Origin of the sequence: Collinsella sp. AM09-41 (assembly GCF_003473245.1) — a bacterium.
Classification (GTDB): Bacteria; Actinomycetota; Coriobacteriia; order Coriobacteriales; family Coriobacteriaceae; genus Collinsella.
This window is the reverse complement of the sequence record NZ_QRMJ01000001.1, coordinates 252,025-274,466: the sequence shown is the minus strand read 5'-3', so window position 1 is coordinate 274,466 and position 22,442 is coordinate 252,025. Positions and strand designations below refer to the sequence as shown.

The 22,442-nt window shown below is 60.4% G+C and carries 18 protein-coding genes; 11 read left to right on the top strand and 7 right to left on the bottom strand.

The window, feature by feature from the left end; all coding sequences use genetic code 11:
• Positions 1–75 precede the first annotated feature (75 nt).
• From truA to DW112_RS01110, 3 genes are all read left to right on the top strand, one after another.
• On the top strand, positions 76–900 hold the full coding sequence (truA, locus tag DW112_RS01120; RefSeq protein ID WP_118328173.1) for a tRNA pseudouridine(38-40) synthase TruA: 825 nt from the start codon (positions 76–78) through the stop codon (positions 898–900).
• 161 nt (positions 901–1,061) lie between these two features.
• Positions 1,062–2,102 carry a glycosyltransferase gene (locus DW112_RS01115; protein ID WP_158571715.1) on the top strand — a complete coding sequence of 347 codons (1,041 nt, stop codon included), beginning with the start codon at positions 1,062–1,064 and terminating at the stop codon, positions 2,100–2,102.
• Positions 2,103–2,234: 132 nt separating this feature from the next.
• A complete protein-coding gene (locus DW112_RS01110) occupies positions 2,235–2,672 on the top strand; it encodes an arginine repressor (protein ID WP_006235280.1) in 438 nt (145 codons plus the stop codon).
• A 184-nt stretch (positions 2,673–2,856) separates the two neighbouring features.
• Here DW112_RS01110 and DW112_RS01105 read toward each other — a convergent pair whose 3' ends face one another.
• Positions 2,857–5,061, bottom strand: coding sequence for a transglycosylase domain-containing protein (locus tag DW112_RS01105; RefSeq protein WP_118328171.1), 2,205 nt, complete (start codon positions 5,059–5,061; stop codon positions 2,857–2,859).
• 162 nt (positions 5,062–5,223) lie between these two features.
• On the opposite strand from DW112_RS01105, the gene DW112_RS01100 reads away from it, so the two are divergent.
• From DW112_RS01100 to DW112_RS01080, 4 genes are all read left to right on the top strand, one after another.
• Positions 5,224–7,200: a U32 family peptidase gene (locus DW112_RS01100; RefSeq protein WP_158571714.1), complete on the top strand. Its 1,977-nt coding sequence runs from the start codon at positions 5,224–5,226 to the stop codon at positions 7,198–7,200.
• Between the two features lie 97 nt (positions 7,201–7,297).
• A complete protein-coding gene (gene tyrS / locus DW112_RS01095; protein ID WP_117806271.1) occupies positions 7,298–8,509 on the top strand; it encodes a tyrosine--tRNA ligase in 1,212 nt (403 codons plus the stop codon).
• 354 nt (positions 8,510–8,863) lie between these two features.
• Complete coding sequence (locus tag DW112_RS01085) at positions 8,864–10,684, top strand: adenine deaminase (protein ID WP_117775824.1); 1,821 nt, start codon at positions 8,864–8,866, stop codon at positions 10,682–10,684.
• Positions 10,685–10,855: 171 nt separating this feature from the next.
• On the top strand, positions 10,856–11,650 hold the full coding sequence (locus DW112_RS01080; RefSeq protein ID WP_117638124.1) for a Cof-type HAD-IIB family hydrolase: 795 nt from the start codon (positions 10,856–10,858) through the stop codon (positions 11,648–11,650).
• A 118-nt stretch (positions 11,651–11,768) separates the two neighbouring features.
• On the opposite strand, the gene DW112_RS01075 is transcribed toward DW112_RS01080, so the two are convergent.
• The 6 genes from DW112_RS01075 to DW112_RS01050 form a co-directional block, all read right to left on the bottom strand.
• Positions 11,769–12,611 (bottom strand): Cof-type HAD-IIB family hydrolase, encoded by an 843-nt coding sequence (locus DW112_RS01075; protein ID WP_118328169.1) that lies wholly within the window; start codon positions 12,609–12,611, stop codon positions 11,769–11,771.
• A gap of 86 nt (positions 12,612–12,697) precedes the next feature.
• Complete coding sequence (locus DW112_RS01070; protein ID WP_117757069.1) at positions 12,698–14,116, bottom strand: citrate synthase; 1,419 nt, start codon at positions 14,114–14,116, stop codon at positions 12,698–12,700.
• Between the two features lie 78 nt (positions 14,117–14,194).
• Positions 14,195–14,482 carry an ACT domain-containing protein gene (locus tag DW112_RS01065; protein ID WP_006235289.1) on the bottom strand — a complete coding sequence of 96 codons (288 nt, stop codon included), beginning with the start codon at positions 14,480–14,482 and terminating at the stop codon, positions 14,195–14,197.
• 397 nt (positions 14,483–14,879) lie between these two features.
• The gene (locus tag DW112_RS01060) at positions 14,880–15,587 is read right to left on the bottom strand and encodes a site-specific integrase (protein WP_255360342.1); all 708 of its coding nucleotides are present in this window, start codon (positions 15,585–15,587) and stop codon (positions 14,880–14,882) included.
• An 18-nt stretch (positions 15,588–15,605) separates the two neighbouring features.
• Positions 15,606–15,857: a helix-turn-helix transcriptional regulator gene (locus tag DW112_RS01055; protein WP_006235292.1), complete on the bottom strand. Its 252-nt coding sequence runs from the start codon at positions 15,855–15,857 to the stop codon at positions 15,606–15,608.
• 9 nt (positions 15,858–15,866) lie between these two features.
• Positions 15,867–16,379, bottom strand: a complete 513-nt coding sequence (locus tag DW112_RS01050) for a DUF2975 domain-containing protein (RefSeq protein ID WP_006235293.1) — start codon at positions 16,377–16,379, stop codon at positions 15,867–15,869.
• Between the two features lie 552 nt (positions 16,380–16,931).
• Here DW112_RS01050 and DW112_RS01040 point away from each other — a divergent pair.
• The 4 genes from DW112_RS01040 (at position 16,932) to DW112_RS01025 (ending at position 22,211) form a co-directional block, all read left to right on the top strand.
• A complete protein-coding gene (locus DW112_RS01040; RefSeq protein ID WP_118328168.1) occupies positions 16,932–19,154 on the top strand; it encodes a hypothetical protein in 2,223 nt (740 codons plus the stop codon).
• A gap of 5 nt (positions 19,155–19,159) precedes the next feature.
• On the top strand, positions 19,160–19,900 hold the full coding sequence (locus DW112_RS01035; protein WP_117769450.1) for an ATP-binding cassette domain-containing protein: 741 nt from the start codon (positions 19,160–19,162) through the stop codon (positions 19,898–19,900).
• Between the two features lie 276 nt (positions 19,901–20,176).
• Entirely contained in the window at positions 20,177–21,865 is a 1,689-nt protein-coding gene (locus DW112_RS01030) for an ABC transporter ATP-binding protein (RefSeq protein ID WP_158571713.1), read from the top strand.
• Position 21,866: 1 nt separating this feature from the next.
• Positions 21,867–22,211 (top strand): hypothetical protein, encoded by a 345-nt coding sequence (locus DW112_RS01025; RefSeq protein WP_118266514.1) that lies wholly within the window; start codon positions 21,867–21,869, stop codon positions 22,209–22,211.
• The last annotated feature ends 231 nt before the right edge of the window (positions 22,212–22,442 follow it).

The following is a 22,442-nucleotide window of genomic DNA, read 5'->3' as shown; positions in this document are numbered from 1 at the left end:
GCTATATTCGAGGGGTACGTTCGCGTACCCCTCTTTTTTTGTCGCGATACCGTTGCTTGTTTGTTGGGAGCGCCCATGACTGCGCCGTCTGATTTCAATTCGATTTCCGAGCTTGACGCCACGCTCGTATTTCGCGTGGCCTATGATGGCTCATCGTATAGCGGATTTGCCGAGCAGCCGGGACAGACGACGGTTGCGGGTGAGCTACGTCGAGCCATCGAGACGCTGCTTCGCCGCCCGATCGATCTGACGTGCGCGGGGCGTACCGATGCCGGCGTGCATGCCGTGGCTCAGTACATCAGCGTGCCCGTAACGGACGCTGAGCTCGCTTGTACGCGCCGTAGGTGGCTGCGGGCTATGGATGCCCTGCTGCCCAAAGATATCGCCATTAACGAGGTCTACAAGGCCCGTAAAGGCTTTTCTGCGCGTTTTGACGCGCGTTCCCGTACGTATACATACCGCATTGCCGATCGAGATGCGCGCCCTGTGCTGTCCCGCGGTGCCGTGTGGTGGCATCGCTATCCCTTGGATGTTGAGGCTATGTCTGCTGCCTGCCCCGCACTGCTGGGCGAGCAGGACTTTAAAAGCTTTTGCAAGGTCGCTTCGGCCGTTGGCAAGCCCACGCATCGCTGCGTGATGCGTGCCGAATTTGGCCATGAGGTTGCGTTTGGCGAGGACATCCTGACGTTCACCATCGAGGGCAATGCGTTTCTGCATTCGATGGTCCGTTCGATCGTGGGCACGCTTGTCGAGATTGGCATGCATCGCCGTGAACCCGAGTGGATGCGCGAGGTTATCGATGCTTGCGACCGCACCGCTGCGGGCCCCACAGCTCCTGCCTGCGGCCTTACGTTTATGGGCGTGGATTACGATCCCGTCGAGCTTGTCGTGCTCGACTAGGGTAGGGCTCGACGTGTCGTGCGTCGACACCTGTCATCTGTGGGCTGCGCGTGTGCAACATCTGTTCTTGGCGTGCAATGCAACCGGTGTCTCATTGCTTTTATTGCCGGGGTGTACCATGAACCACGGTTTGATTCATTGCTGTCGAGAGGACGGATAATTTGGTTCGACGTGGCTCGCATCCGCGACTTTCGGTGATCCTTGTGGTAGAAGGTTCGCCCAGCTATGCGATGCGTGCGCTCGAGAGTATCCAGAACCAAGACCTCTACGATTTGCAGATTGTCGTTGTTTGCCGCGATGCTGCGCCCGGTGTGCGCCATTCGCTTCAAGTTGCTGCCGACAGGGACATCCATATTGATTTGATTGACGTCGAGGACGCGAAGCGTGGCGCTTGTCTTCGCGCCGGTTTTGATGCCTCGCGCGGCTCTCAAATCATCGCCATGAACGCCGATGAGTGGTTTGCTCCGCAGGCCCTTTCCAAGATGGTCGATATCGCGTGCGATACTGCGGCAGACATTGTGCTCCCCTCGGTGTCGCTCGATCGATACGATGCGCACCGCGAGCGTCATTCGCGCGTCTTGGATGCTGCCTCTATTGCCATAGAAGACGAGTCTTCTATGGTGACTGGGCTGCCCCAGTTGATTTTAGGCGGCCTAGTCGCTCAGACCTCTGGCGTGATGTATAGCCGTCCGCTGTTTGAGGCATGCCTGTCGCGCGGCAAGGCGTACCGTACGGTTGAGTTTATGGCTTATGCGCTCTCGCAGGCACGATTCGTGTCCGGCTGCGGCGACGCTTGTTTCCACGCGGTGGCACCTAAGCTTACAGATGCCTTTGATCCCACCATGTATGCCAGGATATCCGATGACACTCGAGCGCTCGACGAGCTTGCGGACTCACTCTCGGAAGCAGATAGCGGTGGTCGGCTCAAGCTGGCAAGCCAAAAGTTCTACTTTGCCGGACTGGTCGCCTGCATCGAGAATTTGTGTCTGAGCCCGCATGGAGTGTCGTCAATCGAGCGTTCCGCCCGCATGCGTGATATGCTCGAGGCGCCTCGAACCCGTCAGATGGTCGCCGCGCTCAAGGACAACCATCGGGGACTCGGTCTGTTGTTTGGGCCGATCGCCAGCGCCAAGCCTGCGCGCTGCGTGATGTGTACGCATCTGGCAGCTTTTCTTAACCGGACGGGCGCAAAAACCGCCTAAACGGCTCATTTCGAAACAAATTTGCATAGAATTGTTTCGAAATGCGTTCTTATACACAAAAGCCTTCAAATAGCGTTAAACTATTCAATCACTGATTGATTGTCTCCGCCATCTTTTGGAGAGAGGGTTTGTATGGCTAAAAAACGCAATGGGCGCCAGGATGCCATTAGAGATATTGTGCGCAATAAGGACGTCCGCACGCAGCGCGTGCTGGTCGATGAGCTCCGCGCTATGGGCTTTGATTGCACGCAGGCGACTGTCTCTCGCGATATTGCCGATATGGGGCTGCGTAAGCTCCCTGAGGGCATCTATGTTCTGGCAGAGGACCTGCACCTGCAGCGTATGGTTTCCGAGCTCGTAACGGGCGTTCTGCGCACCGATAATCTGGTTATGATCAAGGCTCAGCCTGGCACGGCTTCCGGCATCGCCGCCGCTGTTGATGCGGCAGAGCTGCCCGATGTGCTTGGCTCGCTTGCCGGCAACGATACGATTTTGGTTATTGCCCAGACGGCCGAGGACGGCGAGCGTCTTGAGGCGCTGATCAATAAGTTGAGCAATTCTCGCAAGTAGGTGTGCGGGTCGTGCGCTCGGCATTGTGTGCGCTGACATAGTGGCTTGTAAGGGGCATCGACGTTGGTCGGTACCCCTTTTTGTTTGCCGGTATAAAGACCGCCCACCAGGTCGCTTCAAACTAAAAGGCCCCGAGCAGTTCAATAAGCTGCTCGGGGCCTTGTTGGCTTTAGTCGCGTACTTCTTAGCCGACCGTATCGTCAGGCGTGGGCGAGGGGTCGGGAGTGGGCGTAGGCGTAGGCGTAGGCGTAGGCGTGCCGCCATCGCCGCCGGTCGAACCACCAGTGGAGCCACCCGTCGAGCCACCGGTCGTACCGGTGCCGCCGGTGGTGTCGCCGCCCGTGGTCTCGGTGGTCGTGGTCGTCGTGGTAGTCGTTGTGGTGGTTTCCTCTTCCTCTTCGTCCTTGTCCTTGTCGTCGTTCTCCGACTTCTTGGTGTTGTTGGTGCCGTAGAACTTCCAGACGCTGTTGTTCTTGTAGGTGGGCGCCGTTCCGGTCGCAAACTCCTCGCGCTCGGTACCGGTCAGAACGGTGTTCATAAACCGCTTAAAGACAGGCAGGTTGGTGCTGTCGCCCAGCAGGTCCGTGCCGTACTTTTGGATGGGGATCTCGCCCGCGGAATAGCCGGTCCACAGGGCGCACGCCAGCTGCGGGGTATAGCCGCAGAACCACAGGTTGGTGGTGTTGTCGGTGGTGCCCGTCTTGCCGGCATAGGGCTGGTTGACACTCAGAGCGCCGGCAGCACCCGTACCGCTGCCCTTCATGACGCCGGACAGAACATCGGTGACCGCGGCGGCCTCGCCCTCGGTAAGCACCTGTGAGGGATTGTCGGTGTGCTGGTACAGCACCGAACCGGTACGAGAGTCAATCTCGGTGATGGCGATCGGCTGGCGATAGTAGCCGCCGTTGGCAAACGTCGCGTAGGCGGCGGCCATCTCGAGCGGCGAGATCGAGCCGGTGCCGAGGGTCATGACGGGAACGTCCTCGATGTTGTCCTTGGCGGGGTCGATGCCGAGCTTTTTGACGAGCGAGATGATCTTGCTGTTACCGACGGCTTCCGCCACCTGGATGTAGCCGGTGTTGGAGGAGTATGCCGTCGCCTGCTTAAGCGTGATGTTGCCATAGCTCTGGTTGGCGTAATTTTGGACCTCGGTCGTGGTGCCCTTGGCCTTGAGCGGCGAGTTGCAGTTGAGGGTGACGTTGGGGTTCATGCCGTTTTGGATGGCAGTTGCCAGCGTAAAGGCCTTAAAGGTGGAGCCGACGGGACGCTTGGCCGTGGCATGGTTTACGTGGTTCTCGTCGGCGTTGTAGTCGTAGCCGCCCACCATGCACTTGATGTAGCCGGTCTTGGGGTCGACGACGACCATGCCCATGTCCAGGCCGTCAAGCGAGAGCGTGTCGAGCTGCTCGCGGACGGCATTCTCTGCCACCTGCTGCATCGTGGGGTCGATGGTGGTCTTGACGGTCAGGCCGCCCTTAAAGAGCACGTCGGTCGAGAACTCCTGCTCCAGCAGCTGCTTGACGTAGGAGACAAAGTAGGGCTGCGAGTATACGTCGACGCCGCTGCCCGAGATTTCGGTCACATTGAGGGTGATGGGTTCGGCCTGTGCGGCATCGTGCTCCTCCTGGGTGATGTGGCCCAGGCGCAACATGTTGTCGAGGACCTTGTTGCGACGGGACAGCGCCAGGTCGGGGTTGACCGTGGGGTCGTACTGCGAGGGCGAGTTGGGAAGGCCGATCAACAGCGCGGCCTCGCTCAGGGTGAGGTCGGCGGCGCTCTTGGACAGATAGGTCTCGGCTGCGGCCTCGATGCCGTAGGCGCCATGGCCGTAATAGATGGTGTTGAGGTACATCATGAGGATCTCGTCTTTGGAGTACATGTCCTCCATCTTGATGGCGATGTAGGCCTCGCGCACCTTACGCTCAATGGTCGAGTCGAATTGCTCCTCCTGCAGGATGGTGTTGCGCACAAGCTGCTGGGTGATCGTCGAGGCGCCTTCGTGCCCGCCGCCGAGGGTTGCCACCGCAGCACGCGCGATACCCCACAGGTCGATACCGCCGTGCTCGTAGAAGCGCTCGTCCTCGACGTCAACGGTGCCCTGCAGCACGTAGGGGGAGACCTCGTCCTTGGTGATGGACTTGCGGTTTTGCGTGTAGAAGCTCGCGATCTTGTTGCCGTTGCAGTCGACGATCTCGGTGGGCTCGCTCACCAGATACGCGTTGGCGTCGGTGTAGTCGGGCAGATCGGACAGCCAGCGGTTGACGTTACCGACCATGCCGATGCCAAACGCCACGCCCGCAATCAGCAGAAAGCCCAAAAACGAGAGCAGGATTATGGGCAGGGCGTGCGTCTTTGAACGGCTGTGTCCCTGTCGTTGGCGAGGACCCATATATTGACCTCCAGGTATGTCGTGCCAGACGGTGGATGTGCCGTCGGGGCAGGATGGACATAAGTTATTACACGATAAACCAAACGGGGCGCGCGAGGCCTCGTGTATGCTGGAAGACGGCATTTTTCAGAGTGAATGCATACCTTGGTAAGGAGTTTGTCGATGGCGATTCGGACGATGGGGCCGAGCGGACAATACGAGACTGGATTGGATGCTGCCGGTGCGGCGCTGCCCGAGCTGCTGGCGCCGGCGGGCGGGCTCGACCAGATGCTTGCGGCCATCGCCGCGGGCGCCGATGCCATCTATGCGGGGTTGGGCGGCTTTAACGCCCGTGTGAGCGCCCATGGCTTTACGGATAACGAGTTTGCGCGCGGCTGCGCCGTGGCGCATGCCCATGGCGTGCGTGTGTACGTAACGCTCAACGTGTTCGTGTTTGACGATGAGTTGTCCGACGCGGTGGCGTTGGGAGCTCATGCACTGGAGCTGGGCGCCGATGCTCTGATTGTCGCCGATGCCGGGTTGGCCTGCGCGCTGCGCGCGGCGATTCCCGGGGTCGAGATTCACCTGTCCACGCAGGCGGGCGCTCATAGCGAGGGTGCCGTGCGGCTTGCCGCCGATGAGCTGGGGGTCGAGCGCGTGACGACGGCACGCGAGCTGACGGTCGACGAGATTGCGGCGCTATGTGCCACGGGCGTGCCCATCGAGGTATTCTGCCACGGTGCGATTTGCATCGGCTATTCGGGGGCGTGCGAGTTCTCGGCCCTGCGGCGTGGACGATCGGCGATGCGCGGCGACTGCACGCAGCCGTGCCGTCTGGCGTACGACCTAGTGGACGAGGCGGGGCAGAGTGTTGTTGCCGTCGAGGGAGACCGCCTGCTTTGTCCGCGTGACTATCTGGGTATCGCGCACCTGCCCGAGCTTGTTGCCGCCGGCGTGGCATCGCTCAAGATCGAGGGACGCATGAAGAATCCCGATTACGTATTCAACGTGGTGAGGGTGTGGCGTCGGGCACTCGATATGCTGTGCGACGGCGCGTGGGACTCCGGTGCCGTGGAAGAGCTTGAACGCGAGCTGGGAAGGTCGTTTAACCGTGGGTTTACCGATGCTTACCTGCGGGGTCGTTCGGGTGCCGAGCTCATGAGCTTTGAGCGCGCGATCAACCAGGGCGTGCGCGTGGGGCGCTTGGTCGCTGTGGGCCACGAAGAGGTGACCGTTGAGCTCGATGCCGCCGTGGCGGCGGGTGACACGCTCGAGATTCGGTTCTATCCGGGTGTCGACGCGCGTCCCGATGTGCCCAAGCGCTGGCCGCAGGTGCCCTGCCCGGTGGATGCCGCAGCGGGGAAGCGCGTCGTCGTGCATTGCAAGCGTAAGGTGGACGCGGGCTGCGAGGTCTATCTGATTCGCAGCGCCGGCGTGTTGGATCAGACGACGGCGGTGTTGGAGCGCATGCGGGCCGAGGCGGATGCGATTGCGCCCGTTGCGCGTGCCGTTGAGGTGCTGCCCTTTGAGGACGCTGCGGTGGATGGCGGCGCGTCGACGGAGTTGGCGGGGTCGGCGGGGCCGGTAAAGCGCGAGGATTTTGCTCGTATGGTCTTTGCCTGGGAGCTGATGGATGTGGGTCCGCGCGATGAGCGAGATCTGTCCGATACAACGGTGGTGCTCGACGAAGTGTGCCGCGCGGGCGACGCCGAGCGGACTCGGGCGCTTATGCAGCGTGCCGGGCGCGTCGTCTGCCGCAATCTGGGACAAGTGGCGATGGCCCGCGAGCTGGGCACAACGTTTGACGTGGCGGCGCCGGTGTTCTGTGCCAATCGGACCACGCTTACCTGGCTGCGCGGACTCGGTGCGGGGCGGGTGTGCTTGTCGGCCGAGTTGCTCGGCAATGATGCGGAGCGTGTTGCCGAGCTTGCCGCTTGCCCCGGTGTCTTGGGGCCTGTCGATGCCGACCGTCCCGAGATCATGGTGTGCGAGCACTGCTTGCTGACTGCCGAGGGCGCCTGCGCCACGGATGCAACGGGGCAGGTCCGTTGCCGTGACTGCTCGCGCCGTCAGCAGGCGCGCTTTTTGGTCGAACGTGACGGCACGCGTTTGCCGGTCGTTATCGACGCGTGCGGCAGGACGAGGATTTTCCTGTCGTAGGTGTTCGGCCGCGCTGTTTTGGTTATTATTAGTGGGTTTATGAACTTCCAGCACCGCCGTATCCGGTGAGGGTGCTATAGCAAAAGGAGGATACCCAATGCTGTCTGTTGACGAGCAAATGCGTATCATCACCTCGGGTGCAGCGCAGATCGTCCCCGAGGCCGACCTTCGCAAGAAGCTTGAGAAGGGCGAGCCCCTCAACATCAAGCTCGGCGTCGATCCCACCAGCCCCGACCTGCACCTGGGCCATGCCGTGCCCCTGCGCAAGATGCGTCAGTTCCAGGACCTGGGCCACAACGTCACCCTTATCATCGGCAACGGCACTGCGCTGATCGGCGACCCCTCGGGCAAGAACTCCACCCGCCCGCAGCTTTCGCAGGAGCAGATCGAGGCCAACGCCGAGACCTACGTGAGCCAGGCCATGAAGATCCTGGACCCCGAGAAGACCACCATCGTGCACAACGGCGACTGGATCCTTTCGATGGACCTGGCCGGCCTGCTGCAGGTGTGCTCCAAGTTCACCGTCGCCCGCATCCTCGAGCGCGACGACTTTACCAAGCGCTACCAGTCCCAGACGCCGATTGCCCTGCACGAGTTCCTGTACCCTGTGATGCAGGCCTTCGACTCCGTGCAGATCAAGGCCGACGTCGAGATGGGCGGCACCGACCAGCTCTTTAACCTGCTCGCCGGCCGCGAGCTCATGGAGAAGATGGGCATGGAACCGCAGATCGCGCTCACCATGCCGCTGCTCGAGGGCACCGACGGCGTCCGTAAGATGTCCAAGTCCTACGGTAACTACATCGGCCTGACCGATGCTCCCAAGGATATGTTCGGCAAGACCATGTCCATCCCCGACGAGATGATCGGCAAGTACTATCGTCTGGCCAGCTCGCTCGCCCCGGCCGAGGTCGACAAGATCGACGCCGCCTTGGCCGATGGTTCTGCCGACCCCTACGAGCTCAAGCGCGCATTGGGCCGCGACCTGTGCGACACCTACCACGGCGCCGGCGCCGGCGACGAGGCACAGGCCGAGTTCGACCGTGTGTTCAAGGAGGGCCAGCTTGCCGACTTCCCCGAGAAGCACGTTGAACTGACCGTCAACGACGAGGGCCAGATTTACCTCGCCGGCCTGCTCAAGGACCTGGGCCTTTCGGCCAGCGCCGGTCAGGCCCGCCGCGACATCGACGGCGGCGGCGTCAAGGTCAACGGCAAGGCTGTGGCTCCCAAGAGCTACAACATCGATCCGAGCGCCCTCAAACTGGGCGACACCCTCTCCGTGGGCAAGCGCAAGGGCTTCAAGCTGGTTTAGTTACGCGGTTTTACCAAACCGCGTAACCGGTTGACGCTGCAAACCCGCCAGAGCGGCAATCTGTCTTTCAACTTCGGCGGCATGACCAGAAGGTCAATGCCGCCTCGTTTCAAGGCACCTTGCTCGCTCTGGCGGGTTTTCGCTGTCGTTGCCAGAACATCGGGGTACTCATTGGGGACAGACATAAATGAGTAGTCGTAGGGGGACACTCCTTCTCATTGCGCGGGGTGGCGTGTGCCGTTAAGCGGAGGGGGGTGTATTCCCGACCCATCGTTTGGGCATACAATGGCTATTGGCTTGCTGCGGTGAAGGCCCGTCCGCCCCGCAGTTATTTCTACGGTTAAAGGAGTATGTATGTCCGTTGAGGTCATGAGGTCTGTGATCGACGCTGCCGAGGGCCGCGTGCCCGTCGACACGCTGTTTGCCAATGCGCAGATTGTCGACGTGTACGGTCAGCGCGTGGCGCCCGGTAGCGTTGCCGTCAAGGACGGCGTAATCGTCGGCGTGCTCTACAACGGGCGCGACGATGCCGCCGGTACCTATGAGGCTGCCGAGGTTATCGACTGCCAGGGTCGCTATCTCGCCCCCGGTTTTATCGACGGACATCTGCACATTGAGTCCTCGAACATCCGCCCCGCCGAGTATGCGCGCATGGCGGCGACGCGCGGTACCACCACCGCCATTGCCGACAGCCACGAGATTGCCAACGTGGCGGGCCTGGACGGTCTGCGCTTTATGATCGAGGACGGCCGCCGTACACCCATCTCCATCAAGTACATGATGCCTTCGTGCGTGCCCGCGCTGCCCGATGAGCAAGCGGGCGCTGTGATTACCGCCGCTGACATGCAGGCGTTTTTTGCCGAGCATCCGGGCGACGTTTTTGGCCTGGGCGAGATGATGAACCTGCCGGGTGTCTTTATGGCCGATCCTGAGACCTGTGCTCGCATCGATGCTGCCAACCAGACGCCGTCCAAGCAGGTCGACGGCCATGCGCCGCTCGTTGCCGGCAAGGACCTCAATGCCTATGCCGCGGCGGGCATTATCGCCGACCATGAGTCGACGATTCCCGAGGAGGCGCTCGACAAGCTGTCTCGTGGCATGTACGTGATGCTGCGCGAGGGCACCTGCAGCCATGACCTGGCCAACCTGTCGCCGATGCTGCTGGAGAATCCCGCGCGCGCCCGCCGCTGTTGCTTTGCGACTGACGACCGCGCCCCTTCCGATGCGCTTGCGACCGGCATGATCGACAATGCCTGTCGCGTGGCTATCGAGGCCGGTATCGACCCCGTGGTTGCCATCTCTATGGCGTCCCTCTCCACGGCCGAGGCGTTTGGCCTGGACCACGGTTGCCGCGACCCGCACGAGCTGCGTGGCGCCATCGCCCCGGGCAAGCGTGCCGACCTGCTGGTACTCAACGACCTGACGTTTGCCACGGCTCCGCATCGCGTATATGCCGCCGGTGCTCTGGTGGCGCAGGACGGCACCTTTGTGGGCGAGATCGCACCCGAGATGGCCGAGGTTGCGGCCCTTGCCGATGAGCTGCGTGCTTCCGTTAAGCTGCCGAAGCTATCGCTTGACGTGTTCGACTATGCCTTTAAGCCGGGCGAGGCCGTGATCGACGTGGTGCCGGGCAAGGCCATCACGGGCATGGCTCGTCCCGAGAATGCCGAGGGCCTGCGCCGCATTATGCTGATCGAGCGCCACGGCCGCGGCTTGTCACTGCAGGCCGAGGGGGCCGACGGTGATGGCCCTGCGGGCCTGGGTCTTGTTGGCAAGCACATTGGTCGCGGCTGGGTGCGTGGCTTTACCATTACGGGCGGTGCCATCGCCTCGACGATCGGCCACGACTCGCACAACGTGTGCGTGGTGGGCGACAACGCGGCCGATATGATGGCTGCCGTTGAGGCCGTGGGCCAGGGCGGCCACGTGCTGGTGCGTAACGGCGAGGTCGTGGCGCGCATTCCGCTGCCGCTCGGTGGCCTTATGAGCGAAGGCACGGCCGAGGACGTTGCCGCGCAGCACGACGACTTTATGGTCAAGGCACGCGCCATGGGTATTGAGCCGCCGCTCGACCCCATCATGGGCATCATCTTCCTGCCCCTGCCGGTTATCCCGACGCTCCGCATCCGCCCCGAGGGCATGTTCGACGTTACAACCTTCACCTACGCCGACTAGTCATCGGGGTGGCGTGTCGCCTGACGCCGCGACCGTGAGACCTCTGGCATGTGTGAGCTATTTGCCAGGTCCTTGTAACGTTTACGCCCGCGGAGTCTTATTTGAGCTCCCTTTGGGTACGTTGGAATCGGATACACGTTCGATTCCAACAAGCCCGAAGGGAGCTTTTCTATGTTTAAACTGATTGCATCCGATATGGACGGCACGCTGCTTGACGAAAACGGCCAGGTGCCTCCCGAGACCTACGAACTGATTCTGGCGCTACACGAGCATGGCGTGCATTTCGCCGCATCGTCAGGTCGTCGCTACGATCGCCTGTGCGAGTTCTTTGCGCCCGTTCGCGACAAGATGGACTTTGTCGCCGCTAACGGCGCCCAAGTCTACGCCGACGGTAAGATGGTAGACCGTGAGGTGTATTCGCACCTGGCGATTCGAAGGCTCGCCCAGGCCGTCGCGACGTTTCCCAATCTGCATCTTGCGCTCTTTGACCGTACCAAGTCCTTCCTGCTCGATGACGAGAGCAAGTTCGTGCGCGAGGTCGATAAGGACCTTCCCAATGCCGAGCGCATTTGGGAGCTGCCCGATCCCAGCGTAAATATCATCAAGGCGAGTATCTTTTGCGACGACAGTGCGGTTATGGACAGTGCGTACGTGCTACAGCGCGAACTTGGTCAGCTCTTTACTTTTGCGCCTTCGGGCAACGCGTGGATCGATGCCATGCAGCCTGGTGTGTCGAAGGCCTCGGGTATCGCGCAGCTCGCGGAGCATTACGGCATTGGTCGCGACGAGGTCATGGCGTTTGGCGACTCGATGAACGACTACGAGATCATTCGCTTTGTCGGCACGGGCTGCGCGATGGAAAACGCGCGCCCCGCGCTTAAGGCGGTGGCCGATCGCGTGGTGGGTTGCAACCGCGACCACGCCGTCCAGCAGGAGCTCCGTCGCGTGCTGGAGAGTCTCTCCTAATTCGGCAGATGGGGACGTTCCTTTTCTGCCGACAGTGGGGGACAGTCCTTGCAGCTTTTTGCGAAGAGTGTCCCCAGTGACTAGTCGTTTAAGAACGTCCCCAATGACTGACCAATGACTAGGCGAGGGCGGCCATGATGGTGCGGGCGACGCCGTCGTGGTCGTTGTCGTATTCGGTGATGGCGTCGGCGGCCTCGCGATCTTCGGGCTCGGCGTTGATCATGGCCATGCCATGGCCCGCTGCCTGCAGCATGGGGATGTCGTTGATGTTGTCGCCGAACGCCCAGGCGTCGGCGAGACGCTCGCCCAGATGCTCACACAGCCACGTGAGGGCCGTTCCCTTGGTGGCGCCTTCGCCCATAACCTCGATATTCATGGCGTACGAACGCGTGACCTCAATGCCTCCGAGCGTGTCGAGCGCCGCCGCGATGGCGTCGCGATCGGCGGGGTCGTGCCAGTACATAGCGATGCGTTCGAGCGTCTCGACCTCGTCGATTTTGCTGTCGATATTCATGTCGATCGGCGTTCGTGTGCGCTTGAGCGAAGCCGCGATGTGGGGGTCGCCGCCACAGAACTCATCCAGACGCCCGTATAGCGAGCGGGGGAGGAAGCACTGCCCATCCGCGAAGATATCGAAGGTCACATCGTGGCCGGCGGCAATGCGATGGATGCGGTGGGCAATGCCACGGTCGAGCGGACGGCTCAAGATGCACGTGGCGCGCGAGGCGTCGGTGGGCGTATCCTCGTCGAGCTGCCAGACGCTGGCGCCGTTGGCACAGACCGCGTAGTGCACGGCGGGATGGGCGAGAATGGGCTTAAAGATGCCCGACAGTGGACGTCCCGTGCAGGGAACAAACTCGATGCCACGACGTGCGAGCTCGTCGAGCATCGCCCAGGTGGCATCGCTCATTTGCTTATCGCTCGTCAGCAGCGTCCCATCCATATCGGAAAACACAATCATTTGATGCAACCCTTTCTACTGGCATAAAAAGCGTGGCCGAGGGCTTGGGTCCCTGGCCACGCTCGAGTTCTATAACGGTCCGCGTCCTAGCGGTCGGCGAGCGGCTTGTACTCCAGCGGCTCGATCACCGGACGATAGGCGGGGCGGATGATACGGTGCGCGCAGAAGAGCTCTTCCATACGGTGTGCCGACCAGCCGGCCATGCGGGCGACGGCGAATAGCGGCGTAAAGAGCGTTTCGGGCACGCCGAGCATCTTGTAGATAAAGCCCGTGTACAGGTCGATGTTGGCGCAGATGGGCTTGGTCATGCCGTGGTCGCGCATGACCTGGGGTGCCAGGCGCTCGATGCGCTCGATGAGCGCGAACTCATCGCCCAGGTTCTTCTTGGCGGCAAGTGTGCGCGCGTAACGACGGCAGACCTCGGCGCGCGGGTCGCTGAGCGTATAGACGGCGTGGCCCATGCCGTAGATGAGGCCCGTGCCGTCGAAGGCCTGCTTGTCGAGGATCTTGCCCAGGTAGGCCGCGACCTCGTCCTCGTCCTCCCAGTTGGAGACATGCGCGCGGATGTCCTCGTGCATAGACACGACCTTGGCATTGGCACCACCGTGGCGCGGGCCCTTGAGCGAGCCGATAGCCGCGGCGTAGGCGGAATACGGGTCGGTGGCCGAAGACGACAGCACGCGGCAAGCGAAGGTGGAGTTGTTGCCGCCGCCGTGCTCGGCATGCAGCATGAGCATAACGTCGAGCAGCATCGCCTCATCGCGGGTGAACGCCATGCCGCCGCGCAGGACCTGTAGGATGGTCTCGGCGGTGGAGAGACCGGGCGTGGGGTGCGGCACGTGAACCTCGGAGCCGCGAAGCTTGGCGACCGAGGCCATGTGTGCGAAGGCGGCGATGCGCGGGAGACGTGCGAGCATGGAAATGGCGACGTCGATTTCGTGCTCGGGCGTGATCACGTCTGGTTCGGCATCGAAGGCGTAGAGCAGCAGTACGGCGCGCTGGAGCACGTTCATGATGCTCGACGATACCGTGGTCATAGGGAACTCTTTAACGTACTCGTCGCTCAGATGTCTAAAGGCGCCCAGGCGCTCGCAAAAGCCGTCGAGCTCTTCCTTGTTGGGCAGCGAACCCGTGATAAGCAGATAGGCGACTTCCTCGTAGCCGTAGCGATTCTCGGCCTGGGCATTGTTGACCAGATCCTCGATGCTGTAGCCGCGAAGCGTGAGCTTGCCCTGATCGGGCACGACCTTTCCGTCGACCTTGTTGTAGCCGTGCACATCCGAGATACGAGTGAGGCCCGCGACCACGCCCGAGCCGTCGGCATTGCGCAGGCCGCGCTTGACATTGTGCTCTTCGAACAAGCCCTCGTCATAAGGGTCGGTCGGCAGGCCGTGGTAGAGGCTTTCGCTCTCAGACGAAATCTGGCGGCTTGCTTCGTAATCCAGAACCAGTCGGCTCAAGTGGTCATCGAAGCGGTAATAGATTTTCTTGGCGTCGTAGGCCATGTGCGCTCCTCTCCGGGCCGTGTGGGGGCGGCGTGCTTGAGTGCAGATGCGCCGGCCTGTTCCTGCACGGCCTGTTCGCTACAGGCGGTACATAAAGTTAAAGACGTCCTCGCGCTGGATGGACACGTTGACGCCCGAAAGCTCGCCGGCCTCGGCCAGGGCCTTCTGCAGCTCAGCGAAGTCGAGCTTGGACTCGGCGGTATCGGCCAGCATGGTCATGGTGAAGATGTCCTCGATAATGGACTGCGTGATGTCGCGGATGTCGACGTTGGCCTCGCCCAGGACACGGGTGACGCCGGCGACGATGCCGGGGCGGTTCTTGCCAAGGACGGTGATGACGATACGGGAGGACGAGATCTCGGCCATGGGAAACCCTTTCGCGTGGTTGCGGCGCGCGCGGGGCGCTCCGCTACGGTACAGTGCTCATCATTGTACCTGTCTGGCGCCAAAAGAGGTGCGCTTACAGCGGCGTTACACGTCTGCAACATGAGCGTAAGGGGGAAGGCCGTACGGGGAAGAGCCGTCTGGCGCGTGTCCGGCTCGTGTTGGGTTGATTTCCGATCTCAGCCGAACACATTGAGCGGACAGGCCGTTCCCGCAGTCAGCCGAACGCCTCCGACGGCTGATTCCGAACTGGAAGCGGAGGGCATCCCCGCCCTTCGGTAGGGGATACCGCTCCGCGGCGCATGCCGCGGGCGGCGCCCCTATCGGACCACCGTGACCTCAGTTGGGATGGGCCCAGCACTGCCGCGTACTCGGTGAGCTAGAGCCAACTGTTCGTCTTCACGTCGCGTATGGCGATATTTCGGTCGTCCGGCTCGGTGATGCCGTAGCCGAACGCCTGGAGCGTCTCGATGGACTCCTGGATCCTCTGTTGGAACATGGGACCCGGATCGACCCTCGGCCCGAGGTGCCCGCGCCAAAGGCACGGCGTGGCGCGCAGCATGTTATGGATTTTGGAGATGGGCTCGATGTCGGCGTAGACGTTGAGCGTCGCCATGGCGTCCTTGTGGCCGAGGATCGATTGGAGCGCCTTGATATCGCCGCCTTGGCGGATCCACTGCGTTGCGAACGTGTGGCGAAGGCCGTGGAACGTGATCAGCTCGTCGTTGGTGCCCATGAGGCCGTTGGTCTCCGAGAACGTCTTGAACGCCCTGCGGATATAGCTTGTCGTCGCGAAGGTCGCGCCCGGCTCCGACAGGATGTAGCAGTCCCCGATCTCGACCGCCCCGGTAAGGCCGCGCAAGCGCAGCTTTCCGCAGTCGATCTCGTGGGTCTCCTTCAGGAAGGGGAGTAGGCCGACCGGGTCGATGGGGATACCCCTGGCGTCATGGGTCTTGGTGTCCTTGATGAACGAACCCATTCCCTTCGCGTACGCCACCGAGTGTCTGATCGAGATCAGGCCCGTCTCGAAATCCACATCGCACCACCGAAGGCCGCAGACCTCGCCGATTCGCATTCCCGTGTGCAGGGCGAGTACGACCGCCCTCTAATCCTCGGCGGACCAATCGAGTCCGAACTCCTTTCGGGCATCCTCTTCGCTCATGACTTCGAGAAGGTCTCCGGGTTGGCAACGAAGGGCGAGGCATAGCTGCTCGAGTGTGTTGAAGCGAATGCCGCGAATATGCCCTTTTTTAATACGGGACAGGTTCACGGGCGTGGTTCCAATCCTTTCGGCAAGTTCGTTCGAGGAAATCTTTCGCTCGGCCATGATCTTGTCGAGGCGAACAATTACGGGCATGGCGTTTCCTTACGCAATCTCGTCGGAGTCGAGGTACAGCTCTCGGGCGTACAAGAAGAGCTGGGAAAGCATGAACAGGACGATGCCGAGAACCAGAGAGGTCCAATCGAATGATGAAGCGATCTCTTGGGCGCCGACGGCCCCCTCGCCGCCAAACATCGAAACGGAGGTTTTGAGTGAGCCGGCGTAGAGGCTGGTGGCAGCTTGAACAACGAAGAGAATGCCGAGCACCTTCAAGCATGTCGCAGACCCTTTCTTGAAGGGGTCTCCGCTCTTGATCGTCCACACGAGAACGGCGCTGAGGATGGTCGTAGCGATACCGATGACGGCAGGGACCAATGTCGAGATCGCAAGGGCTGGATACGCGGGGGAGTCTGCAATTACAGGGTTGTCGAGCACTTCGATTGCTGGCTTTAAGGAGAACGCCACTTGTGCGATGGCGGTGGCGCAAAGGGTCGCAGAGGCTATCGCACATGCGATGCGGAAGGAATGAAGCCGGGGAGTGCGATTGTCGGAACTCATAATAACCTCCGAAGAATTTAAAAAACTCAGGTTACTTTTTAACAGTTTATGTTAAATTGACTTTGCCGGCAAGTAATCACAGCATACTGCAACCGAAACCCCTCTAGATTGGAGAGGATTATGTTCGGTACTGTTAAGTCGTGTAAGCTCTTGGTTTTCCTCGGCCTCGCTCTTTGTTTGTTGCTGCCGGGAGCCCCCGCTTTTGCGGATACCCCGATGCCTCCTTCCCAGGAGAGCAGCCAGTGTGCCCTCGTTGAGCCCCTCGGGTATACGGACGACGTCGTCGATACCTACTGGAGCTACAGCTGTCCTCGCGGCGTAAGCGGGCACAGCATCTCGATGTTCAACATCTCTTACAAGACGATCTCCTACCGAAATGGCTATCGCCGATCCGCGCATCATAGGGAATCCCGCCTCGCTGCAATGTGCTCCTGTGGTGTTCTTGGCACAACTGATAAATGGCAATTTGTCTATAGCACCTACTAGATGCGAGGAAGGGCCGAGCATTTTGTTCGGCCCCTCTGTTCCGACTGGATGAGGTTAAGGTTGGCGATGAATATGCTCAAAATCTCGAAGGCGATCTTTAGGTCGCTTCTCTCCTCCAGGTCGCTCTGTGTTGTCGTTGTTGCGTTGATGGTTCTTTGTGCTCTGCCCGTCTTCAGGAGCGCGGCTGGCATCGACGGACGGGTCGAATACCTCGAGTCGGGAATAACCCGTGTTGAGCAGGAATTGTCAGCATCCTATGCGGATGCGCTTGTGAATGCGGGGGAGGACGGTGTCTATACCTCTTCATCAAGCATGCCCGCGCTTCTGTACCCTCTTGCCGCGGGACGTCTTATCTTGGCACCGCTCTCTCCCCTACTTCCGTTTCTGCAGATATCGGATGGAGAGTACACCTATTATGACGGATCGAAGGAGTACTTGCTATGGGTCGCAACGGCCGTTGCCGTCTCGTTCCTTGCCGCGCGTCTTAACAAACGTGAAACGCTCATCATCCAGGCACCGATGGGCGAGCTGGGTAGACTTGTTGCATCGAGCGTATGGGCGAGTGTTTTTGCAATGCTTGCCGTCCTCGCCATCAATCTTCCAGGGATAATCGCCGCGCTTGTGAAGAATGGCCCGGGCTCGCCGTTCTATCCGATAGGCTACATTCAATATGCGACTCCGGTTATCAAACCGGCTTGGCTGGTGTTCGCGCAGACGGCCATCTTGCAATTCTTGGTGGCAGCGTTCATCTCGCTTGTCGTTCACCTTGCCGTGAAGATTGCCAATAACCCTACGCTTGGAATCGTGTTCGTATGTGCCCTGATGGGGGTGACGATGGTTCCCGGGTATTACGGAAGATCCATCGCTTTACGTGAGTTCGCCCTGTTGAATCCCCTTACGTATGCGAACACTGAGTTGACCGTCGGCGCCTATAGCCCGTACCCGACAACGCAGATAGTGAATCTGCCTGGACTTTGCTTCGAGCGTGGCGCGATTGCCCTCGTATGCGCAATCGGGATCGAGGTGCTGGCAATTAGCCTGCTTTGCGTTGCTGGAAAGAGCGGCTGCGCGTGCCCGATATCCCCGATTTGTCTTGAGAGAGGTTCCTTCACTGCATCGAGAACGGCAACTCGTTCGAGCGCTTGTGCCTCCGCCGTTGCATACGTAAGAACGATGGGGAAACTGCTCCTGCGTTCTCCTACCCTCGCCGTATGCGCGATTGCAATGTCGACGACGATGCTGGCCCCGGCTCTGGTCGAGATGTTTCCTGACGCTGATAACGTTTCCGCTGTTCGGTATAGGGATGGGGAGCTCCGTTCAATAGATCGGTATCTAGAGCAGAACGCTGCGAATATGGACGTCGAGGGCAAAGCGGCCCTGGAAGACATGCGGGATGCTCTTTCGGGTTTCGTGTACGCGCCTATGCCTGCGGAGGGGTTTCGAAGCCTTGCGACGTACGAGCGCGCTCGAGGTGAGCTGGGCGCGGCAGATGCGACTCTCCTGCAATCGATCGGAATCGAGCCGGAGACTCCTTCTCGTGCGGAGGCGCGCGCCCTTCTGCTTGAGTCGATCGCGAGCTTGCCGGACCCCAAGGTTTACGAGTTAAGTACGAAGATGCCCCCATTAATCCTCCTTTCGTATCTCCAGGCAGCGCTTCCCTCCTTATTTTTGCTGTTGCCCGTGGTTGTCACATCGCTCGCGTGCACCCACCTGCAGTGTCGTTCCCTTCTGGTTCTCCAGATCCCCGCAACAGCGCATGTGCGTTTTCTGACGGCTGTTGCGCTGGCTCTCCTGCTTGGCTTGGTGCTGCTTTTGGTGTCGATGGTTCCCGCTGTCGTTGTGTCCGTGATTAAGAACGGTGCGGGTGGATCGGAGTATCCCGTCGCTCTCATTCGGGCGGGAGCTTCGACAACGTCCATGGTGGGGGAGGCGGTGTTGTGCAGTATTCCGTTGCTGGTCATGGCATACGGCGTGATTTCCGTCGTCGCTGCGTTGACAGCAGCGATTAGCCGCAACCCCGTTGTCACTGGAATGGTTTGCGCGGTTCTCTTGGTGTTGGGTTCGTTGAGCGCTCATGTTGAAAGCGTGGGCATGGGCGTCGCGCTGCTGGCTCCATTCGCCTCGTTTGATCCCGCTTCCCAGGTGGGGACGATTGGGTTCCTTGGGCGAGGGACGAACGCGATGCCTTTTGGAGAGGTCGTCGGCGCATCGGGCGCTCTGCTGGTGGTCTTGGGCGCCGTATCTCCGTTGATGGTGCGCCTGAGTGTTCCAAAGATCGAAAGGGGATGATCTCGATGATTGACCTTCAAACGCTGACGATCTCTTATGGAAAGAAGGTGCTCGTAGATTCGGTGAACGCTGAGTTTGCCCCGGGTACGGTCTACGGTCTCGTCGCTCCGAACGGGCATGGAAAGACGACGTTGCTGCGTGCGATGGCAGGTTTGCCGGGTCCTCGCGTGGACGGGAGCATCGTTCTGGATGAGGTGCAGGGTACGGGTGCGAGAGAGGTCCGTTCTATGATCTTCTATGCACCTGGTGAGGGGACGCTGCTGTATCCCGGATTGCGTGCGGAAGATCACCTCAAGATGGTTTGCGATATGTGGCCGCATGCTCGCGATATCGAAGAGATAGTGGAACAAACGCAGATAGGCGAGTTCGCGAAGATGAGGATCCGCACTCTGAGCCAGGGCATGAAGCAGCAGCTTACCCTGGCGATTGCGTATGCGACGGGCGCGCGGTACCTTCTATTAGATGAGCCCATGAACGCGCTCGACCCCAGCAGGGTGGACTTGCATTCCGAGATTCTCAGGAAGCTGGCCGATTCTGGTACGTGCATCATCATGTCATCCCACATCTTGGATTCGGTCGATAGGCTGTGCGATGAGATTCTGTTTTTGAAGGATGGGAGGCTCATTAGAAGCATTCCGCAAGATGATGCTGCGCCGAAGTCTCCTGGATCCCATTTCGCAAAGCCTGCCGGACGCGCCGAGGGTGCGCTAAGCACGTATCGGCGACTCTACGAAAAGGGCGGGTAGAAATGCAAGTTAATAATCTATGTGGTCGATATGCCGTTAAACCCGCATATCGATACCGCTCAGCCATTCGCCTCGCCCCCGTCGCACGTATCTTCATCCGGTCTGTTACTTTTAATCTAACGATTCTTTGAGGAACGTAGGTGCTTCTGAATGTACTGTCGACTTCTTCTCAAACTGATCCTAAGAGACAGGGCCGCATGGATTTGTACGCTCGTTCTCGCTGCAGCCTTTTCCGTCCCCATTGCGTTCAATTCACCCATCTACGGGCCCTTCTTTATGAAGCAGGGCATGCAGGGCTTTGTCGACGCATTCAATACGCGCGCGCCCCAGGCCAGCGGCACAGACCTATCGCCAGAGCAGCAAGCTGACGCGGAGCTTGCAAGATACGCGAACGCCGCCCTTGCCGCTCAAACCGACGCCGCCTTTCTCGATTCTGCCGAGAGCTACTACGCGCTCATGGGCGAAGGCTTCCAATCCGGGTCCATCGTGGGAGACCGAGAGACCAATGACGCAGCGCTCGCATATTGCCGTGCCCTGAGCAGCTCCGGCATCACGGATATCCCGGCCTCCGCAAACGACCTGCCATTCCTTTCCTTCCTGCCTTACGCCATTGCCACGGCGCCGTCTTTCCTTCCCTTCATCCCCTTCCTTCTCTCGTCGATACTCGTGCTCGGCGCCACAAGGCCCGGGGCCCTGGCGGCAAAGGCGCCCGTGCCCAAATTCCGGCGCCTTATCCAGACCGTGTTCTCGATAATCGTCGCGGGGACCGCGATGCTCCTCGCCGGCCTCGCACCCGGGGGCATTTACGCCTTGGTCCTAAACGGCTTCGGGCAAATTGGGTACCCGATCGCCTTCTTCCATGACGGCGCGCTTACCACCACGACCGCGGGAAACGTCTTCACGACCCTGCTTCTCGCGCTGCTTGCGGGCGGAACCTTGATATCCGTTTGCTCCGCCGTCCTATCGACCGCAACGAGGCGCGTCTTCGCAGGCCCCCTTACCTCCGCGCTGCTTGTCGCGGCCCCGGCATTCCCGTTGCTGTCCGATTCGGCGCTGGAGCATAACGCCGCGCTCAATCTCCTGCCGCTGGCCGTGTTCTCGCCTATCGAGGCAACGGGTTACGTAGGATGCTTCCCGACAGAATTCATTGGCTCCGGTTCAGGCAGCGCATCGATGCTTGCCGTGGCCCTGATATACGTCGCGGTCTTTTTTGCGGTCGGCGCCGTTGCGGCACGTTCGCCCAAACAGGCTGGACCAGCTAAAAAGCACCATGGGCTCGAGCTTCTGGACGCGAGCGTGGGATACGGGAGCACGACGATACTTTCAATCGGATCGCTTTTCCTGAGCCCGGGAACGGCGGCGGGCCTCGTTGCTCCCAACGGCTCGGGGAAAACCACCCTTCTAGAAGCGCTGTCGGGCCAATTTCCCACCCGCATCCACTCGGGAAGCCTGGCGGCAGACGGAATCAGCCAACGTCGATCAGCCGAATTTGCAGAACTCGTCTACCTGAGCTCTTCGGGCAGCGCGGATCTCTACCCCACGCTATCGGCCATCGAGCACCTTGCTTTCGTTAGGGAGGCGTGGAAATCGGCCGCCGACATCGACTCGCTCTGCAGCTCCCTCGGAATCTCCCCATATCTCGACAAGCCGACCCGTAAACTCTCGACAGGAATGAAGCAGCAGGTAAAGCTTGCCATGGCGATAGCGACCGATTGCCCGTACCTCATCCTCGATGAACCGCTGAACGGCCTCGATCCGGGAAAGCGGAAAACCTCCTGCGACGCGATGCGCAGCGAGGTGGCGCGGGGACGCAGCGTGCTCATTTCAAGCCATCTACTCGACGACCTGGCAGACCTTACCAACTCGTTCTACTTCATCGAGGCCGGCACGCTCGTGGAAAAGATCAAGTCGTCCTCGCAGACGCTCAAGCAGGAATACCTCGATACATACGAGGGAGGTGAATGACATGAAACTGTTTGAACAGCTGAAGTCCAATGCGTCGCGCATGGCTGTCTACGCCATCCTCGTGGCAACGGCTTTATGCGGAATCGCGGCACCCGTCTATGCGCTCAACGGGGAGAAAGGCGATGTCGAACCCGCGTACATGGCTTCGACGGTTAAAGACCGGTACAAAGCCTTCTCTGGAGACACGTTTTACGTAGCAGAGTACGACACGACCTACCGTCAGCTTCGCTACAACAAGAGATACGAATATCTAGGCCCAGAAGTAATCAGCTATACGTCGGGTTGGTACCGCTCCAGCTATGGACACATAACCCAGTTCAAGTGTAACTACCGCGTGTACAACTAAAGCAACCGGCTGGGACGAGGGGCGACGCAAAAGCGTCGCCCCCGTTTTTAACCATGCCAGCTGAACCTGGTTCAGTTTGGTTGATTTCCGATCTCAGCCGAACACATTGAGCGGAAAGGCCGTTCCCGCAGTCAGTCGAACGTCCCCGGGGCCCTTCTCAGGCCCCGGGGACGGCATTTTCCCAGTTGAAGGAACGGTGGAGATGTGTTTCGATGGGTCAGATTCGTGTCG

Bases quoted from the DNA above. Each gene is read 5' to 3' on its own strand.
- tyrS (WP_117806271.1), top strand. From the start codon at position 7,298: ATGCTGTCTGTTGACGAGCAAATGCGTATCATCACCTCGGGTGCAGCG.
- DW112_RS01070 (WP_117757069.1), bottom strand. From the start codon at position 14,116: ATGGCCTACGACGCCAAGAAAATCTATTACCGCTTCGATGACCACTTG.
- DW112_RS01110 (WP_006235280.1), top strand. From the start codon at position 2,235: ATGGCTAAAAAACGCAATGGGCGCCAGGATGCCATTAGAGATATTGTG.
- DW112_RS01100 (WP_158571714.1), top strand. From the start codon at position 5,224: ATGGCGATTCGGACGATGGGGCCGAGCGGACAATACGAGACTGGATTG.
- DW112_RS01105 (WP_118328171.1), bottom strand. From the start codon at position 5,061: ATGGGTCCTCGCCAACGACAGGGACACAGCCGTTCAAAGACGCACGCC.
- DW112_RS01035 (WP_117769450.1), top strand. From the start codon at position 19,160: ATGATTGACCTTCAAACGCTGACGATCTCTTATGGAAAGAAGGTGCTC.
- truA (WP_118328173.1), top strand. From the start codon at position 76: ATGACTGCGCCGTCTGATTTCAATTCGATTTCCGAGCTTGACGCCACG.
- DW112_RS01065 (WP_006235289.1), bottom strand. From the start codon at position 14,482: ATGGCCGAGATCTCGTCCTCCCGTATCGTCATCACCGTCCTTGGCAAG.
- DW112_RS01055 (WP_006235292.1), bottom strand. From the start codon at position 15,857: ATGCCCGTAATTGTTCGCCTCGACAAGATCATGGCCGAGCGAAAGATT.
- DW112_RS01050 (WP_006235293.1), bottom strand. From the start codon at position 16,379: ATGAGTTCCGACAATCGCACTCCCCGGCTTCATTCCTTCCGCATCGCA.
- DW112_RS01080 (WP_117638124.1), top strand. From the start codon at position 10,856: ATGTTTAAACTGATTGCATCCGATATGGACGGCACGCTGCTTGACGAA.
- DW112_RS01040 (WP_118328168.1), top strand. From the start codon at position 16,932: ATGAATATGCTCAAAATCTCGAAGGCGATCTTTAGGTCGCTTCTCTCC.
- DW112_RS01075 (WP_118328169.1), bottom strand. From the start codon at position 12,611: ATGATTGTGTTTTCCGATATGGATGGGACGCTGCTGACGAGCGATAAG.
- DW112_RS01030 (WP_158571713.1), top strand. From the start codon at position 20,177: ATGAAGCAGGGCATGCAGGGCTTTGTCGACGCATTCAATACGCGCGCG.
- DW112_RS01025 (WP_118266514.1), top strand. From the start codon at position 21,867: ATGAAACTGTTTGAACAGCTGAAGTCCAATGCGTCGCGCATGGCTGTC.
- DW112_RS01085 (WP_117775824.1), top strand. From the start codon at position 8,864: ATGTCCGTTGAGGTCATGAGGTCTGTGATCGACGCTGCCGAGGGCCGC.